Here is a 16130-nt window from a genome sequence, read left to right on the forward strand (position 1 = left end):
AGGACAGGCGGAAGGGGCGTTGCCGTGATCGAGCAGCCGGCGTACACCGGATTCGGTTTCTCCGACGAGGAGTGGGGGCTGCTGGTCGGCCTGCCGCAGTCGGTGCTGACCGCGGCGAGCGCCGCCGAGTCGGACGGCACCCGGCGCACCAGGGCCGAGAACGCGGCCGGGCTGGAGACCGTGTCGGCCGGCCGCGAGTCGGCCAGCCCGCTGGTCGCGGCGGTGGCCGGCGAGATCGTCACCCGGGTCGGCGACCCGGAGGCCGGCGAGGAACTGCCGGTCATCGAGCCGGCGGACCCGCAGGCGATGATCGACGACGTGCTGGGCCGGGCGAAGGCGGCCGCCGCGCTGCTGGCCCAGCGGGTGGACGAGGGGCAGGCCGGGGCGTACAAGCACTGGCTGGTGGAGATCGCCGACCAGGTGGTGGGCGCGGCGTCCACCGGCGGCATCCTGGGCCTCGGCGGGGACGCGGTCAGCCCCTCCGAGCGGCGGTTCCGGGACCGGCTCGCGCAGGTCCTCAACGACTGACCGGGCACGTACCCAGGCGGCGCCGGACCAGGGTCCGGCGCCGCCGTCGTCCGTGCTCCGGCTCAGCCGACCCGCCGCCGGAACAGCACCGCGGCGAGCGCCATCGCGACCAGCAGGATGCCGAGGCACCAGGCCACCGCCCGGGCCGGCGCGGAGCCGGCCGGGGTGTCCAGCAACAGCGCCCGCAGCGTCTCGATGACCGGGGTGACCGGTTGGTGGTCGGCGAACCCGCGCAGCCAGCCCGGCATCGTCTCCACCGGCACGAACGCGCTGCTCGGGTAGGGCAGGAACATCACCAGGAAGGTGAACCCGCTGGCGGCCTCCGGCGTGCGGGCCAGCAGCCCGAACGCCGCCGACAGCCAGGAGACGGCCAGCAGGAACAGCAGCAGCACGCCGAGGGCGGCCAGCCAGTTCAGCGGGTCGCGGGTCGGCCGGAAGCCGATGGCGACCGCGACCGCGAGCACCAGCACGGTGGAGACCAGGTTGCGCGCCACGCTGGCCACCACGTGGCCGGCGAGGATCGCGGTGGCGCTGACGTCCATGGTGCGGAACCGCTCCACCACGCCGTTGGTGAGGTCCGTGGTCACGCTCACCGCCGTGCCGGCCGCGCCGAAGCCGGCGCAGAGCAGCAGCACGCCGGGGACCACGTAGGTGACGTACGCGGTGCCGGTGTCGATCGCGCCGCCGAAGAGGTAGACGAAGAGCACCATCAGGATCACCGGCAGCAGCAGCGACGTGAGCAGCGCGTCGACGTTGCGCCGGGAGAGCCGTACGCAGCGGCCGATCATCACGGTGGTGCCGGCGCGCCGCGCGGTCAGCTCAGACATGGGCGACCTCCCGGTCGGCGGTCACCGGTCGCCCGGTGAGGGTGAGGAAGACGTCGTCGAGGGTGGCGCTGCGCACGGTGAACGCGGCCACCGCCCGCCGGTCCGGGTCCACCTCGTCGAGCAGGTCGCGGATGCCCGGCGCGCTGCCGTCGGTGGCCACCTCCAGGTCCCGCCGGGCCGGGTCCCGGTGGGTCACCCGGTCGCCGAGTCCCCGGTCGACCGCGGCGAAGCTGGCCGCGTCGCGCAGGGTCAGCTGCAGGCGCTGCGCCCCGTACCGGTGCTTCAGCTCGGCGGCGGTGCCCTCGGCGGCGAGCCGGCCGCCGTGCAGCACCGCGACCCGGTCGGCGAGCCGGTCGGCCTCCTCCAGGTACTGAGTGGTGAGCAGCACGCTCACCCCGGTCGCGGCCAGTTCGCCGACCACGTCCCAGAGCGCCTGCCGGCTGCGCGGGTCCAGGCCGGTGGTCGGCTCGTCGAGGAAGATCACCGAGGGTTCGCCGACCAGGCTGGCGGCCAGGTCGAGCCGGCGGCGCATCCCGCCGGAGTAGGTGGCGACCCGGCGGCCGGCCGCGTCGACCAGGTCGAACCGCTCCAGCAGTTCGGCCGCCCGCCGGCGGGCCCCGGCCCGGCTCCGCCCGGCCAGCCGGGCCATCATCTCCAGGTTCTCCCGGCCGGTCTGGCCGTCGTCGAGCGCCGCGTGCTGGCCGGCGAGGCTGATCACCCGCCGTACCCGTCGCTGCTCACGGACCACGTCGTGCCCGTCCACCCGGGCGGTGCCGCCGTCCGGCGCGGTCAGGGTGGCCAGGATCCGCACCGTGGTGGTCTTGCCGGCCCCGTTCGGGCCGAGCAGCGCGTGGACGGTGCCCCGGGCGACCCGCATGGTCAGCCGGTCGAGTACGGCGACGCCGCCGTACGACTTGCAGAGGTCGACGGTCTCCACCGCCGGAGGCGCTGTCATGTCTCACCCTCCGTGTTCTGCGTATGTCATACGCTTTACTGCGTAGACCATACGCAGAAGCTAGGATGGCGGTCAAGCCCGGACCGAGAGGTGAGGATGAGCGACTCCGACGTCGACCTGCCCGAGAGCATCGAGCTCGCCTGGGGCCTACGCGAACGCCCTGGCAAGGGGCCGAAGCGGAGCCTCACCCTGGGGCAGGTGCTCGCCGCCGGCATCAAGGTCGCCGAGGCCGACGGTCTCGCCGCGGTGTCGATGAGCCGGGTGGCGAGCGAACTGGGCGTGGCGACGATGTCGCTCTACCGCTACGTGCCGGCCAAGCTCGACCTGCTCGAACTGATGGCGGACGCCGCGTACGGGGCACCGCCGGAGCCCCGCCGACCGGACGAGGGGTGGCGGCCGGCGCTGGCCCGGTGGGCCGCCGGGAACATCGAGGCCATCCGGCGGCACCCGTGGATCCGGCACGTGCCGGTCGGTGGCCCGCCGATGGGCCCGAACGGGGTGCGCTGGCTGGAGCACGGGCTGGCCGCGCTGCGCGGCACCGGCCTGCGCGCCGACGAACGGGTCTCCACCGTCCTGCTGGTCAGCGGGTACGCCCGCAACTGGGCGACGCTCACCGCCGACCTCGCCGAGGCGGCGGCCCGGGCCGGGCAGAGCCCCGAGGAGTTGGGCGTGCGCTACTGGCAGCAGTTGGAACGACTCACCCGGGGCGGCTCCTACCCGGGGATCCGGCAACTGTTCACCGAGGAGATCGTCGAGGACACCGAGGAGTTCGACGCCGAGTGGCGGTTCGGTCTCGACCGGTTGCTCGACGGCATCGAGGTCCTCGTCCAGGCCCGGTCCGCCGCCTGAGTCCCGGCCGCCCGCATGGAACGGCCGCCCGCGTGGCCCGGCCGCCCGCAGGGTCAGGCCCCCCGCGTGGTCGGGCCGTCTGGCCCGGCCCGGCGGGTTCGACGAGAATGTCCCGGGACCAGGCAAGGAGATCCAGATGGCGGCACTTCAGGTCGAGATGGTGGACACCACAGTGGTGTCACCGGCCGACCGCTTCCCGCTGTTCGTGGAGCTCGCCGGCCGGGCGTCCGCGCCGGTCGCCCTCACCAGCGACCACGCCGACGACTTCCGCGGCCGGGCCCGCACGGTCGCCCTGGGCGCCGTCGCGCTCACCCGGTTCCGGTACCAGTCGCTGGTCGGCCGGCGGACCCCGCGGCTCATCCGCCAGGCGGATCCGGAGGTCTTCCAGGTCGCCCTGACCGTGAGCGGGCGGTCGTCGATCAGCGCCAGCCGGCGCGGGGCCGCGATACCGGTCGGCGACTTCACCCTGATCGACTGGGGCCGCCCGCACACGCTGGAGCACGCCGGGGCGGCCGGCGGACCCGACCCGGCCGGCGCGGTCACCGCCGTCGTCCCGCGTACGCTGCTGCCGCTCGACCCGGACCGGGTGGCCCACCTCAGCGCGGCCCGGATGTCCGGCTCGGACGGTCCCGGCCTGCTCCTGGCCCGGCACCTGCACCACGTCACCGGGCATCCCGAGCAGTTCCGTCCGGCCGACGCGCCGTACCTGGCCGAGGTCACCGTGAGCCTGATCTCCGCGCTGCTGGCCCGCCACCTCGACGTCGAGGACCGGCTGCCGGTGGACGTCCGGCAGCGGGCGCTGCTGAGCCAGGTCCGCGACTTCATCGAGCGGCACCTGGACGACCCGGCGCTGAGTCCGCAACTGGTCGCCGACGCCCACCACGTCTCGCTCCGCACGCTGCACCGGCTCTTCCAGGCCGAGGACGAGACGGTGGCCGGCCTGATCCGGACCCGCCGGCTGCACCGGTGCCGGCGCGAGCTGGGCGATCCGCTGCTGCGCCAGCAGCCGGTCCACCTCATCGCCCGGCGCTGGGGGTTCACCGACAAGGCACACTTCAGCCGGATCTTCCGGGCCGAGTACGGGTTGAGTCCGCGGGCGTACCGGGAGTCGCACCGGGGCGGTTCGCCACCGCCGGACTGACCCGCGGACGGCACGGATGGTCAACCGCAGCGGGCCCGGCGCGGGCGGCCCCGGCGTGGACAATAAGGTGCCGTACGGGAGGAGGAGCGGATGCTGCACCAGAGCACCGTCGACACCACGGTGGTGGCGCCGGCCGACCGGTTCGGCATGTGGCTCGACCTGGTCGCGCGCTCCACGGCGCCGCTGCGGATCCGCACCGAGCACACGCACGACTTCCCGGCCCGGGCCGAGTTCGTCGACCTGGGGCCGATCCAGCTGGCCACCTACCGGTACCCCTCGCTGGACGCCACCCGCACCGGCAAGCTGGTCCGCCAGTCGGACCCGGAGTGCTACCTGCTGGCGCTGACCGTCGACGGCGAGAGCGCGGCCAGTCAGGCTGGCCGGCGCAGCACCCTGCGGCCGGGCGAGTTCACCTTCTACGACGGCTCCCGCCCGCACGACGTCAGCCATCACGGCGCGGACCACGGGCGGCGGCTGGCGAACTCGGTCGTGGCGATCATCCCGCACAGCGCGCTGCCGCTGCCCCCGCAGCGGCTGAGCCCGCTGCTCGGCGGCCGGATGTCCGGCACCGACGGGATCGGCGCGCTGCTGGCCCAGTACCTGCTCCAGGTGACCACCCACCCCGAGCAGTACCACGCCAGCGACGCCGCCCGGCTCGGCACCATCGGGCTCGACCTGGCGTCCACCCTGCTCGGTCGGCACCTGGTGGCCGAGGACGCCGTCCCGGCCGAGGTGCGCCGCCGGGCCCTGCTCACCCAGATCCAGGCGTACGTCCAGCGGCACCTCGGCGACGCGACGCTGAGTCCCCAGGTCATCGCGGACGCCCACCACATCTCGCTGCGGACGCTGCACCGGCTCTTCGAGGCGGAGGAGTCCACGGTCGCCGGGTACGTGCGCGACCTGCGGCTGGCCCGCTGCCGCCACGACCTGCTCGACCCGGCCCTGCGCCAGCAGCCGATCCAGGCCATCGCGGCGCGCTGGGGCTTCCGCGACAAGGCCCACTTCAGTCGGGTGTTCCGGGCCACCCATGGGATGGCGCCGCAGACCTGGCGCAGCGCGCGGGCCGAGCCGGCACGGATCGTCAACAGCTCGGCGCCCGCGGTCAACTCGGACCCGGCAGACTGAGCCCCGACGCGGTCGATCCGCCGGCGCTGCCGCCCGGCGCGGTCGCCCGCGAACGGGGGCCGTGGCGAGGCGCCCGCCGTCCGTGGCGGCGGCGGGCGGTCGCCCGGTGTCTCGTCCGGCGGGACGTCCTGACCCCGGCTCCGCCGCGCCTCCCCCAGGACCGTCGGCGGAGCCGGTCAGGCCTCCTCCAACAGCTCCAGCACCACCCGCTCGGCGTGCTCGCGCGGCGCGTCGCGCTCCACCCGGACCAGCACGCCGTCGTGGTAGAGGTCGACCACCCGCGGGTCCACGTACGAGGTGCGGGCCACCGTCGGGGTGTTGCCGAGCAGCTCGGCGACCTCACGCATCACCGCGGCGACCGCCCGCTTGCGGGCGGTGGCGGAGCGCTGCGTACCAGCCGTGGCGAGCTGGGTGGCCGCCAGCACGGTGGCGTGCCAGGTACGGAAGTCCTTGGCGGTCATCTCCCCGCCGCTGGCGTCGCGCAGGTAGTCGTTGACCTCGTCGCTGCGCACGTCCCGCCAGTCCCGGCCGTCCCAGTAGCCGAAGAGCCGGTCCGCCCGGCGGCGCCGGCGGCGCAGGTTGATCAGCACCCGGCACAGCTCCGGATCCTCGATCCGGCGGACCTGCTCGATGCCACCCTTGGCCGGGAACTCGAAGACCACGCAGCCGCCCCGGGACCGGGCGTGCTCCGGGCGCAGGGTGGCCACCCCGAAGGTGGGGTCGTCGCCGGCCGCGTACTGGTCGCTGCCGACCCGGAACATGCCCATGTCCAGCAGCCGGGTGACCGTGGCCAGCACCCGGTCCCGGCACAGGCCCCGGCAGTGCAGGTCCTCCGTCACCCGCTTGCGCAGCACCGGCAGCCGGCGGGCCACCTCCAGCACGTGGTCGAACTTCGCCTCGTCCCGCCGCTGCCGCCAGACCGGGTGGTAGAGGTACTGCTTGCGCCCGGCCGCGTCGATGCCGGTCGCCTGGATGTGCCCGTTGGGGTACGGCGAGATCCAGACGTCCTGCCAGGCCGGCGGGATGACCAGCTCGCGCAGCCGGGCCAGCTCGTCGGGGTCACGGACCGGCTGGCCGGCCGGGTCGACGAAGAGCCAGCCCTTGCCGCGCCGGCGACGCCCGTACCCCGGCCTGCCCGGATCACTACGCCGCAACCGCACCGGAGACCCGCACCGCCCGTTCCACCTCGTCCACGGCGGCCAGCACCTCGTCGACGCCGACGGCCGCCAACGTCGGGTGGCTTCCTACCCCGTCCCACGCCGGGTCATCCCTGCTCGCGGCCCAGATCACCCGGTGCCACGGCCGGTCCGGCGGCGGCCCCCACCGGGCCGGGGCCACCGGGCCGAACAGCACCACCGACGCGGTGCGGTAGCCGGTGGCGAGGTGCGCCACGCCGGTGTCGCCGCTGACCACCAGCCGGGCGTACGCGACCAGGGCGGCCAGCTCGCCGAGGTTCGTCTCGCCGGCCAGCACCGCGTCCCCCGGCAGACCGGCCAGCCGCGCGACCCGTTCGGCGACGCTCCGCTCGCCGGCACTGCCGGTCACCACCACCCGGTGCCCCCGGCCGGTCAGCTCGCGGCCCAGCGCGGCGAACCGCTCGGGTGGCCATCGTTTCGCCACGATCTTGGAGCCCGGGTGCAGCACGGTGACCCCGGTCGGGATTCCGTCCGGGGTGGGGCGGTGCAGTTCGAGGTTGGTGCGGTCGGTGGGGATGTCGTACCAGGCCAGTAGGTGGCACCAGCGGTCGATCTCGTGGTCGTCGTCGCGCCAGGCGGGGCCGTCATGGTGTCCGGCGTCGGGGTTGGTGTGGGCGAGCAGTCGGCGTGGTCGGGTGGTGGCGAGCATGCGGTGGGACTGGGGTCCGCGGCCGTGCAGGTTGACGGCGATGTCGGGGGGTGGGCCGGTCCAGGTGAGGGGGTCGAGGCCGGGGGTGTGGAGGTGGTGGTCGATGCCGCCGATGAGGTTGACCAGTGGGGCCAGCCAGCCCGGTGCGGCGAGGGTGATCTCGTGGTCGGGGTGGGTTGCGCGGAGGGCGCGGAGGGCGGGTGTGGCGGTGGCGAGGTCGCCGACGCCGAGGGCGCGGAGGGTGAGGATCACGGGTAGCTGGTTTCTTGGTCGGCGCAGACGATCATTTCGCGGATGGCGCAGCCGGCGGGTTGGGTGAGGGCGAACATGATGGCGTTGGCGGTGTCGGCGGGGTCGTTGAGGTGGGCGTCGGGGCCGGGTTGGTAGGTGGGGTCGCGGTCGTCGAAGAAGGCGGTGCGCATGCCGCCGGGGATGAGCAGGGTGACGCTGATGGTGCCGGCGAGTTCGGCGGCGAGGGCGCGGGTGAAGCCGACGACGCCGAACTTGGCGGCGCAGTAGGCGGTGGCGTCGCTGACGGCCTTGATGCCGAGGGTGGAGGCGACGGTGACGATGGTGCCGCGGGAGGCCTGCAGGAACGGCAGCGCGGCGCGGACCACTGCGGCGGTGGCGAGCAGGTCGACGGTGACGATCCGGTCCCAGGTCTCGCCGGGGACGTCGGCGAGTTTGCCGGGGACGTCGATACCGGCCGCGGTGACCACCGCGTCCAGGCCACCGGAGCGTTCGGCCAACTGGCGGGTGGCGGCCTCGGCGGCCCGGGTGTCGGCCAGGTCGCACTCCACCCACGGCACCCCGTCCGCCGGCGGCCGCCGGTCCAGCACCAGCGGCCGGCCGCCGGCCCGCGCCACCGCGGTGACCACCGCCGCGCCCAGCCCGCTCGACCCGCCCGTGATCAGGACGGTCGGCCCGGCGCCGGGCGGCCCGCCGCTCACCGGGTCCCGTCCGACGAGGTCGGCCGGCGGGCGGACGTCCCGGTCGGCGGCACGGTGTCGGTGAGCCGCCGGTCCGGGCCGGGCGGTGGCGCACCGGCCGCTCCCGACGCCGGACCGGCCTCCGGCCCGTGCTCGGCGGCCGGATGCCCGGCCGAGGCGGCGCAGCAGGCGTCGCCGGACCGGCCACCGGTGGACCGGGCGGCGGCGATCATCGCGGTGGTGGAGCGGCCGTCCAGGTAGGGCACCACCACGGTGTGCCCACCCCAGCGACGCAGGATCTCCGCCTCCGGCAGCGCGGAGGTGTCCCCGGCGCCGGTGGCGTAGTCCCCGCCCTTGACCCAGATGTCCGGGCGCAGCCAGGACAGTGCCGCGTGCGGGGTCGCCTCGTCGAAGATCATCACCGCGTCGACGCAGCTCATCGCCGCCAGCAGCCGCGCTCGGTCGCCCTGCGGGATGACCGGCCGGTCCGGTCCCTTCAGGCCGCGCACGCTGGTGTCGGAGTTGAGGCAGACCACCAGGCAGTCGCCGAGCTGGCGGGCGGCCTGCAACGTCGCCACGTGACCGGCGTGCAGCAGGTCGAAGCACCCGCCGGTGGCCACCACGGTGCCGCCCGCCGCGCGGACCCGGGCGACCACGGTGGCGGCCGAGGTCACCCCGACCCCGTCGCCCGTGCTGATCACCGACACCGGCGCCGGACCGGCCGGCGGGGGCAGCGCGGTCGCCACTCCCCCGTTCGCCACGTACGCCGACGCCTCGCCGACCGCCTCCTGCACCGCCTCGGAGACCAGCGCGCCCCGGGCCAGCGCCAGGCTCGCGGTGGCCGCGAACCGGTCCCCGGCCCCGCAGGTGTCCCCCTCGGCGGCGGCCGGCGACGGCACCACCAACGGCGTCGACCCGGCGTGGCAGAGCAGCGCGCCGTCCCCGCCCAGGGTCACCGCCACCGCGCCGGCCCGCCAGCGCCGCCGCAGCCCCTGCGCGCCCCGGGACGCGGTGGCCAGCCGGGACGCCCCCGGCGGGATCGGCACCAGTTCCCGCACCTCCGCCTCGTTCGGGGTGGCCAGGTGCACTCCGGGCACCGCGGCCGGGCCCCGCGGGTGCGGGTCCCACACCACCGGCGCGCGGGTGGCGGCCAGCGCCGCGCGCAGCGCCGGCTGCCGGGCCACCCCCCGGCCGTAGTCGCTGACCAGCACGGCGGAGGCGGTGGCGAGCACCCGGAGCACCTCCTCGGACGGCTCGCCCGGCTCGCCGGGCCGACCGCCCCGGTCGTGGCGCAGCAGCACCCGACCGCGGGCCCGCAGCCGGATCTTCTCGGGCGTGGCGCCGGCCAGCCGCAGCGGGTACACCTGCACGCCGGCGGCGGTGAGCAGCGAACTCAGCCGGGCGCCCCCGGCGTCGTCGGCCAGCGCGGTGACCAGCACCACCTCCGCGCCCTGAGCGGCGGCGAAGACCGCGGCCAGGCCGGCGCCGCCGGGTCGGTCGACGTACCCGGTCTCGTCCAGCACCGGCACCGGAGAGTCCGGACAGAGCCGGTTCACCACCCCCTCGACGTCCCGGTCGAGCAGGGTGTCACCGACCACCACCACGGGTCCCGCCACGCTTGCCCCCCTCACGCCTCGACCTGTCCGCCGTCGAGCACCACCTCGACCCCGGTCCGCACCGGCCGTCCGGAGCGGGTGTGCCCGGTGGGCGCCCGGCGCCGGTTCGCCGGCGCGGCGAGCACGGCCGGCAGCGCCTGCTCGACGTACTCGCAGAGCAGGTGGGTGGAGACGAGGTGGAGTTCCTGGACGACCTGGCTGTCGGGTGAGGGGACGGCGAGGACGTCGTCGCAGAGGTCGGCGAGGGGGTTGGGGGTGGGGCCGGTGAAGGCCCAGCAGCGTAGGCCGGTGTCGTGGGCGGCGTGGGCGGCGGTGAGGAGGTTGGTGCTGGTGCCGCTGGTGGTCAGCAGGAGGAGGATGTCGTCGGGTCGGCCGTGGGCGCGGACTTGGCGGGCGAAGATTTCGTCGTAGCCGTAGTCGTTGCCGATGGCGGTGAGGGCGCTGGTTTCGGCGTGCAGGGCGATGGCGGACAGGGGTTGGCGGTCGTCGTGGAGTTTGCCGACGAGTTCGGCGGTGAGGTGTTGGGCTTCGGCGGCGCTGCCGCCGTTGCCGGCCACCAGCAGCCGACCGCCGTCCACCAGCCGGCGGGCCAGGGTCTCACCCCACCGGGCCAGCAACTGTTCGCACTCCCGGTACGGCAGCAGCGCCGCGGCCAGGTTCGCCAGGTGGGCGTCGAGCAGGGTGCCCGCCGTCATCAGGCCACCACCCCGGTGGGCCGGCGCACCGCGGCCACCTCGGCGTAGACCTCGGCGAGCCGTTCCGCGGTCGCCGCCCAGGAGTAGCGCCGCCGGGCCCGTTCGAGCGCCGCCGTGGCGTACGCGAACCGGCGGATCCGGTCGTCGAGCAGGCGTTGCAGCGCGGTGCCGAGCGCCCGCGGGTCCCGGGCCGGCACCAGGTCCCCGGTGACCCCGTCGACCACGGTGTCCTTGATGCCGCCCACGGCGGTGCCGACCACCGGCACCCCGCAGGCCATCGCCTCCAGCGGGGTGAGCCCGAACGGCTCGTACCAGGGGGCGGCCACCAGCACGTCGGCCGACCGGTACCAGCGGCCCATCTCCTCCCGGGGCACCGCGCCGACCAGGCGGACCCGGTCGGCCACCCCGCAGGTGCCGGCGAGCGCCCGCAGCCGGCGGGCGTACGGGTCGGTCTCCAGCAGGCCGGCCGGTGGGCCGCCCACCACCACGCACTCGGCGTCCGGCACCAGCGCCATCGCCCGGATCACGGTCTGGAAGCCCTTGCGCTCCACCAGCCGGCCGACGGTGAGGATCCGCGGCCGGCCCGGCTCGCGGTCGGCGACCGGGCCGAGCGGGGCGAAGGTGCCCAGGTTGACCCCGGACGGGATGACCGTCATCCGGGACCGGGGCACCCCCATCCGGACCAGTTCGCCGACCTCGTCCTGGCACTGCGCGATGACCCGGTCGACGGAGCCGCCCAGTTCCCGCTCGTACGCCACCCGCCGGGCTGGGCTGGTGTCCTGCACGCCCTGGTAGCGCCGCTTCACCGTGCCGAGCGCGTGGTAGGTCTGCACCACCGGCACGCCGGTCTGGTGGCTGGCGGCCAGCGCGGCGAGGCCACTCATCCAGAAGTGCGCGTGGATCACCTCGGGCGCCCAGTCGTCCCCCCGCCAGCGCTGCACCAGCCAGCGGCTGAAGTCCTTCATGTGCGGCAGCAGCGCGTCCTTGGCCACCGGTTCGGCCGGCCCGGCCGGCACGTGCACCACGTCGTAGCCGTCCGGGCTGCGTACCGTCACCGGCAGGTCGACCGCGTCGCGGCGGGTGTAGACCCGCACGTCGTGCCCGGCGGCGGCGAGCGCCGCGGAGAGTTCGGCGACGTGCGTGTTCTGGCCACCGGCGTCCTCGCCGCCGAGGATGGCGAGCGGGCTGGCGTGCTCCGAGATCATCGCGATGCGCATACTTCCTCCTCCAGCAGCCGGTCCCAGTCGGCGAGGAAACGGTCGAGGCCGTAGCGGTCCCGCGCGGCCAGCCGGGCCTCGGCGCCCGCCCGGCGCGCCTCCGCCGGCTCCGCCATGAACCGGCGGGCGGCGTCCAGCAGGACGTCGACCCGGGTGGACAGCGCACCGGCTCCCGGTGGCACCGCCATCACCGCCTCGGTGGTGGCCAGCGCGACGACCGGCATGCCGATCGCCATCGCCTCGATCAGGCTCAGCCCGAGCGAGGTCCACCGGCACAGGTGCAGGTACGCGCGCCGCCGGGCCAGCTCGGTGTGCATCCGGGCCTGCGGCACGTCGTCGTGGACGGTGACCCGGTCGCCGGGCAGGCCCAGCCGGTCGGGCAGCCCGGCCACCCCCATGCCGAAGACGTCCAGCGGAGCGATCTCGGCGAACCGGGGCAGCAGGTCGGTGCCGGTGACCCGCCAGCGGCGCACCGGCTCGTTGATCACCACGGCGAGCCGGTCCAGCTCGCCGGTGTACTCCACCGTCGGGGCCACGATGCCGTGGTCCACCACGGTGGTCCGGGTCGCGCCGGTGTCCCAGAACAGCTCGTTGAACCCGGTCACGTGGGCGATGAGCAGGTCGTCGCGGTCGGCCATCGGGTGCCGGCTGTTGGGCACCTGGCCGTCCTTGGGGGTGTTGTGTTCGACGTAGATGGCGGGCAGGTCGCGGCCGGGTCGGCGGCCGAGCCATTGGGTGGCGAGGTCGAGTTCCTCGGGGCGTTGCAGGATGACCAGGTCGACGTCGGTGGTGGCGAGGTGGTCGGGGGTGACCTCGACGGCGGTGTCGGGCCAGGGGTAGGTGCGGGCGCGGCCGAGGCCGTAGGGGCCGCGGTCGGGGGTGACCGGGATCAGGTAGTGGTGCTTGCCGTGCACGAAGGAGGTGGTCCAGGAGCCGTGCACGTGCCACAGCAGGACGTTCATCGGCCGCTCCCGCCGGCGACGCCGACCGGTGCCGTGCCGGCCCGCGCGGGTGGCGGCCGACCGTCCGTTCCGGTCCGTGCGTCCGGCCGTCCCGCCGGGCGTACGCCGAGCAGCCGCAGCGCGTCGAGGACCTGCTCCGGCCGGAGCCCGCTGAGGCAGGGGTGGCCGAGGACCGGGCAGCGGGCGGCCCGGGTGTCCCGGCAGGCGGCGGTGGCGTCGCCGAGCCGGACGGTGGGCACCCGCCACGGGCCCCACTGTCCGAACGGGACGGTCGGTGCGAAGAGGCTCACCACCGGCGTGCCGAACGCGGCCGCCAGGTGCGCCGGCCCGGTGTTCCCGACCACCAGGGCCCCGGCCCGGGCCACCACGGTGGCGAGTTCGGCCAGCTCGGTCCGCCCGCCGAGGTCGACCGCCCCGGCGGCGGCGACCCGGGCGGTCAGCTCGGTCTCGTCCGGCCCGCCGGTGACCACCACCCGGTGACCGGCGGCGACCAGCGTCGAGGCGATCCGCTCGGCCAGTTCCGGCGGGCAGCCCCGGGCCTGCGCGGCCGAGCCGGGGTGCAGCAGCACGTAGCCCGGATCGCCGAGCCCCGCCGGGGGCGGTGGCAGCGCGTCCGGGCGGAGGCGGAGGGTGGGTTCGTCGTCGGTGAGGGCGTAACCCGCGGCGGCGGCGAGGGAGAGCGCGCGTTCCGGTTCGGGTATCCCGACCGGGACCCGGTGTCGGATGTCGAGGAGGCTGCCGGGGTAGTCGTCGCTGATCGCGGCGATCCGTGGCACGCCGGCCATGCGTAGCAGCAGGGCCAGGGGCAGCGGGGACTGATGGAAACTGGTGAAGATCACCGCCTCGTCCGCGCCGACGGCCGCCAGCCGACCGACCAACTCCCGCATGGCGGTGGGGTCGACCGGGTCGGGAGTGGCCTCGATCCAGGGCAGCGGATGCTCGATGATCTCGTCGACCCCGGGCAGCAACTGCGCCGCCGCGCGTCCGCGGGGCCCGCACAGCAGCACCACCCGGTCCGCGCCGGCCGCGACCGCCCGGATCCCCGGCCCGGTGACCAGCACATCACCAGCGGAATCCGACCGCACCACCAGCACCGTCCGCCCACGCCCCGACCGACCCGCCCCACCCACGCTCACCACGGAGGACGACTCCCGATACCCGGCCGGGTCGACCGCGGCCTGCCGGGACAGGATCAACTCCACCGCCGCCGGCAGATCCACCGCCACCTGCGGCGCCGCCGCCACCTCCTCCGGCCGCGTCACCGGCGTCGGCACGAGAATGCCCGACGCCCCCGCCGCCAACGCCGCCGAGATGTCCCGCCCGATGTCCCCGACCACCACACACCGCGCCGGCGTCGTCCCCAACTCCCGCGCCGCCGCCCACACCAACCCCGGCAACGGCTTGCGACACCCACACCCGTCACCATCATCATGCGGACACACCAACCACGCGTCGAACGACCCCACCAACGCCTCGACCCGCGCATGCACCGCCCGCATCTGCGCCTCGGTGAAGAACCCCCGCGCCAACCCCGACTGGTTCGTCACCACCGCCAACCGCAAACCCGCCGCCCGCAACCGATCCAACGCCACCCGCGCCCCCGGCACCGGCCGCACCTTCTCCGGATCACCGTTGAACGGCACGTCCTCCACCAACGTGCCGTCCCGATCCAGCAACACCGCGTCGAACAGGACGGGCCCGGACCGGTCAGCACCGGCGTTCACCCCGGCTGACCTGCGCTGATCCGGCTCCACCTGGTCCTGTCGCACGGCGGGCGGGTTCCCTGCGCCCCGGGGAGTAAACATCATCTTCGACGCGGTGCCGCACCGCGTACGCCCCGGGCGCCCGCACATCCGCCCGCGCTGGCCTTACCCGTCGCCCCGGAGAAGCTAACCCGACACGATCGTTAGCGGAGCCGGTGACGCGGGTATGGGGGCGCAGTGGCGATTGTGGAGAAAGTGATCGACGCACCGCCGGAGCAGGTGTGGGCGGTGCTGGCCGACGGCTGGACGTACAGCGACTGGGTGGTCGGGACGGTACACGTCCGCGACGTGGACGACGACTGGCCGCGGGTGGGCAGCGAACTGCATCACCGGGCCGGGCCGTGGCCGTTCTCGCTGGAGGACTCCTCGACGGTGCTCGGCTGCGAACCGCCGCAGCGGCTCACCATCAGGGCGGGGCTCTGGCCCGCCGGTGAGGCGATCGTGGCCTTCACCCTGGAGCCGCTCGGCGACGGTGCGACCCGGGTCCGCATCGGCGAGGACTTCGCGGCCGGACCGCTGCGCTGGGTGCGCAACAAGCTCAACGACCTGGTGCTGCACCAGCGCAACAAGGAGACGCTCAACCGGCTGGCCGACATCGCCACCCGGCAGAAGGCGGACGAATGACGCAGACCGTGGTGGTGACCGGGGCGAGCGCGGGCGTGGGCCGGGCGGTGGCCCGGGCGTACGCCGCGCGGGGCGCCCGGCTGGCGCTGCTGGCCCGGGGCGCGGCCGGACTGGCCGCCGCGGAGCGGGACTGCCGGGCCCTGGGCGCCGCCGACGTCCGCACCCACCGGGTCGACGTGGCCGACGCCGGCGCGGTGCAGCGGGCCGCCGACGACGTGGTGCACCGGCACGGCGGCATCGACGTGTGGGTCAACAACGCGATGGTCTCGGTCTTCGCGCCGGCGTGGGAGATCACCGCCGCGGAGTTCCGGCGGGTCACCGAGGTGAACTACCTCGGCACGGTGCACGGCACGCTGGCCGCGCTGCGGCACATGCGGGCGCACGGCCGGGGCGCGATCGTGCAGGTCGGCTCCGCGCTCGCCTACCGGGGGATCCCGCTGCAGTCGGCGTACTGCGCGGCGAAGCACGCCGTGCAGGGCTTCAACGACTCGCTCCGGGCCGAGCTGCTGCACGACTGCCCGGGGGTCACGCTGTCGATGGTGCAGCTGCCGGCGATCAACACCCCGCAGTTCTCCTGGGTACGCACCCGCCTCCCCCGCCACCCACAGCCGGTGCCGCCGATCTTCGCCCCGGAGGTGGCCGCCCGCGCCATCCTGTGGGCGGCCGACCACCACCCGCGCGAGCTGAACGTGGGCGGGCCGACCTGGCGGGCCCGCCTCGGGGACGCCCTGCTGCCCGGCCTGCTCGACCGCAAACTGGCCCGCGACGGCTACGACAGCCAGCAGACCGGCACCCCGGTCGACCCGGCCACCTGGCGGGACAACCTCGACCATCCCGGCGACGACGAGCGGGACCGGGGCGCGGCCGGCGTCTTCGCCGACCGGGCCCGCGGCAGGTCCGCCGCGCTCTGGGTCGGTACGCACAAGCCCGCCGTCTCCGGCCTGGTCCTCGCCGCTGTCGGGCTCGCTCTCACCGGGCTGGCTCGCCGCCGTCACTGACCGACAGCCGGCGCGCTGCCGGCCGACGTTCAGCCCGGCGCCGACCGCCCGGACGG

Annotated in this window: 15 protein-coding genes and 1 pseudogene; 6 read left to right on the top strand and 10 right to left on the bottom strand. The window is 75.3% G+C overall.

Annotated features, from left to right (window positions below):
- The first annotated feature begins 24 nt into the window (after window positions 1-24).
- On the top strand, window positions 25-528 hold the full coding sequence (locus GA0070609_RS18390) for a hypothetical protein (protein WP_088994922.1): 504 nt from the start codon (window positions 25-27) through the stop codon (window positions 526-528).
- A 62-nt stretch (window positions 529-590) separates the two neighbouring features.
- Here GA0070609_RS18390 and GA0070609_RS18395 read toward each other — a convergent pair whose 3' ends face one another.
- The gene (locus tag GA0070609_RS18395; protein WP_088994923.1) at window positions 591-1355 is read right to left on the bottom strand and encodes an ABC transporter permease; all 765 of its coding nucleotides are present in this window, start codon (window positions 1353-1355) and stop codon (window positions 591-593) included.
- A complete protein-coding gene (locus tag GA0070609_RS18400) occupies window positions 1348-2310 on the bottom strand; it encodes an ATP-binding cassette domain-containing protein (protein WP_088994924.1) in 963 nt (320 codons plus the stop codon). Before GA0070609_RS18400 ends, GA0070609_RS18395 begins: the two co-directional genes overlap by 8 nt.
- A 96-nt stretch (window positions 2311-2406) precedes the next feature.
- On the opposite strand from GA0070609_RS18400, the gene GA0070609_RS18405 reads away from it, so the two are divergent.
- From GA0070609_RS18405 to GA0070609_RS18415, 3 genes are all read left to right on the top strand, one after another.
- Window positions 2407-3159 carry a TetR/AcrR family transcriptional regulator gene (locus tag GA0070609_RS18405; RefSeq protein WP_088994925.1) on the top strand — a complete coding sequence of 251 codons (753 nt, stop codon included), beginning with the start codon at window positions 2407-2409 and terminating at the stop codon, window positions 3157-3159.
- 136 nt (window positions 3160-3295) lie between these two features.
- Window positions 3296-4300 carry an AraC-like ligand-binding domain-containing protein gene (locus tag GA0070609_RS18410; RefSeq protein ID WP_088994926.1) on the top strand — a complete coding sequence of 335 codons (1005 nt, stop codon included), beginning with the start codon at window positions 3296-3298 and terminating at the stop codon, window positions 4298-4300.
- Between the two features lie 90 nt (window positions 4301-4390).
- Window positions 4391-5425 (top strand): AraC-like ligand-binding domain-containing protein, encoded by a 1035-nt coding sequence (locus tag GA0070609_RS18415; RefSeq protein WP_088994927.1) that lies wholly within the window; start codon window positions 4391-4393, stop codon window positions 5423-5425.
- 176 nt (window positions 5426-5601) lie between these two features.
- Here the strand turns inward: GA0070609_RS18415 and GA0070609_RS18420 are convergent, their stop codons facing one another.
- From GA0070609_RS18420 to GA0070609_RS18455, 8 genes and pseudogenes are all read right to left on the bottom strand, one after another.
- Window positions 5602-6585 carry a DNA topoisomerase IB gene (locus GA0070609_RS18420; RefSeq protein WP_088994928.1) on the bottom strand — a complete coding sequence of 328 codons (984 nt, stop codon included), beginning with the start codon at window positions 6583-6585 and terminating at the stop codon, window positions 5602-5604.
- Window positions 6569-7522, bottom strand: coding sequence for a glycosyltransferase family 9 protein (locus GA0070609_RS18425; protein ID WP_088994929.1), 954 nt, complete (start codon window positions 7520-7522; stop codon window positions 6569-6571). The genes GA0070609_RS18420 and GA0070609_RS18425 overlap by 17 nt, the downstream gene beginning before the upstream one ends.
- A complete protein-coding gene (locus GA0070609_RS18430; RefSeq protein WP_088994930.1) occupies window positions 7519-8220 on the bottom strand; it encodes an SDR family oxidoreductase in 702 nt (233 codons plus the stop codon). Before GA0070609_RS18430 ends, GA0070609_RS18425 begins: the two co-directional genes overlap by 4 nt.
- 184 nt (window positions 8221-8404) lie before the next feature.
- Window positions 8405-9815: pseudogene (locus GA0070609_RS18435) on the bottom strand (PfkB family carbohydrate kinase); the annotation flags it as partial.
- A gap of 11 nt (window positions 9816-9826) precedes the next feature.
- Window positions 9827-10510: a D-sedoheptulose-7-phosphate isomerase gene (locus GA0070609_RS18440; RefSeq protein WP_088994932.1), complete on the bottom strand. Its 684-nt coding sequence runs from the start codon at window positions 10508-10510 to the stop codon at window positions 9827-9829.
- Entirely contained in the window at window positions 10510-11727 is a 1218-nt protein-coding gene (locus tag GA0070609_RS18445) for a glycosyltransferase (RefSeq protein WP_088994933.1), read from the bottom strand. The genes GA0070609_RS18440 and GA0070609_RS18445 overlap by 1 nt, the downstream gene beginning before the upstream one ends.
- Window positions 11712-12689, bottom strand: coding sequence for a glycosyltransferase family protein (locus GA0070609_RS18450; protein WP_088994934.1), 978 nt, complete (start codon window positions 12687-12689; stop codon window positions 11712-11714). Before GA0070609_RS18450 ends, GA0070609_RS18445 begins: the two co-directional genes overlap by 16 nt.
- Entirely contained in the window at window positions 12686-14494 is a 1809-nt protein-coding gene (locus GA0070609_RS18455; protein ID WP_088994935.1) for an HAD-IIIA family hydrolase, read from the bottom strand. Before GA0070609_RS18455 ends, GA0070609_RS18450 begins: the two co-directional genes overlap by 4 nt.
- Window positions 14495-14647: 153 nt before the next feature.
- Between GA0070609_RS18455 and GA0070609_RS18460 the strand changes: the two genes are divergently transcribed.
- Together GA0070609_RS18460 and GA0070609_RS18465 are read left to right on the top strand one after the other, a co-directional pair.
- Complete coding sequence (locus GA0070609_RS18460; protein WP_331716879.1) at window positions 14648-15076, top strand: SRPBCC family protein; 429 nt, start codon at window positions 14648-14650, stop codon at window positions 15074-15076.
- Window positions 15073-16074, top strand: coding sequence for an SDR family oxidoreductase (locus tag GA0070609_RS18465; protein ID WP_088994937.1), 1002 nt, complete (start codon window positions 15073-15075; stop codon window positions 16072-16074). Before GA0070609_RS18460 ends, GA0070609_RS18465 begins: the two co-directional genes overlap by 4 nt.
- Window positions 16075-16130: the final 56 nt, after the last annotated feature.

The organism is Micromonospora echinaurantiaca, from assembly GCF_900090235.1.
Taxonomy (GTDB): domain Bacteria; phylum Actinomycetota; class Actinomycetes; order Mycobacteriales; family Micromonosporaceae; genus Micromonospora; species Micromonospora echinaurantiaca.

Bases quoted from the DNA above. Each gene is read 5' to 3' on its own strand.
- GA0070609_RS18455 (WP_088994935.1), bottom strand. From the start codon at position 14,494: ATGTTTACTCCCCGGGGCGCAGGGAACCCGCCCGCCGTGCGACAGGAC.
- GA0070609_RS18450 (WP_088994934.1), bottom strand. From the start codon at position 12,689: ATGAACGTCCTGCTGTGGCACGTGCACGGCTCCTGGACCACCTCCTTC.
- GA0070609_RS18405 (WP_088994925.1), top strand. From the start codon at position 2,407: ATGAGCGACTCCGACGTCGACCTGCCCGAGAGCATCGAGCTCGCCTGG.
- GA0070609_RS18415 (WP_088994927.1), top strand. From the start codon at position 4,391: ATGCTGCACCAGAGCACCGTCGACACCACGGTGGTGGCGCCGGCCGAC.
- GA0070609_RS18395 (WP_088994923.1), bottom strand. From the start codon at position 1,355: ATGTCTGAGCTGACCGCGCGGCGCGCCGGCACCACCGTGATGATCGGC.
- GA0070609_RS18410 (WP_088994926.1), top strand. From the start codon at position 3,296: ATGGCGGCACTTCAGGTCGAGATGGTGGACACCACAGTGGTGTCACCG.
- GA0070609_RS18445 (WP_088994933.1), bottom strand. From the start codon at position 11,727: ATGCGCATCGCGATGATCTCGGAGCACGCCAGCCCGCTCGCCATCCTC.
- GA0070609_RS18400 (WP_088994924.1), bottom strand. From the start codon at position 2,310: ATGACAGCGCCTCCGGCGGTGGAGACCGTCGACCTCTGCAAGTCGTAC.
- GA0070609_RS18465 (WP_088994937.1), top strand. From the start codon at position 15,073: ATGACGCAGACCGTGGTGGTGACCGGGGCGAGCGCGGGCGTGGGCCGG.
- GA0070609_RS18440 (WP_088994932.1), bottom strand. From the start codon at position 10,510: ATGACGGCGGGCACCCTGCTCGACGCCCACCTGGCGAACCTGGCCGCG.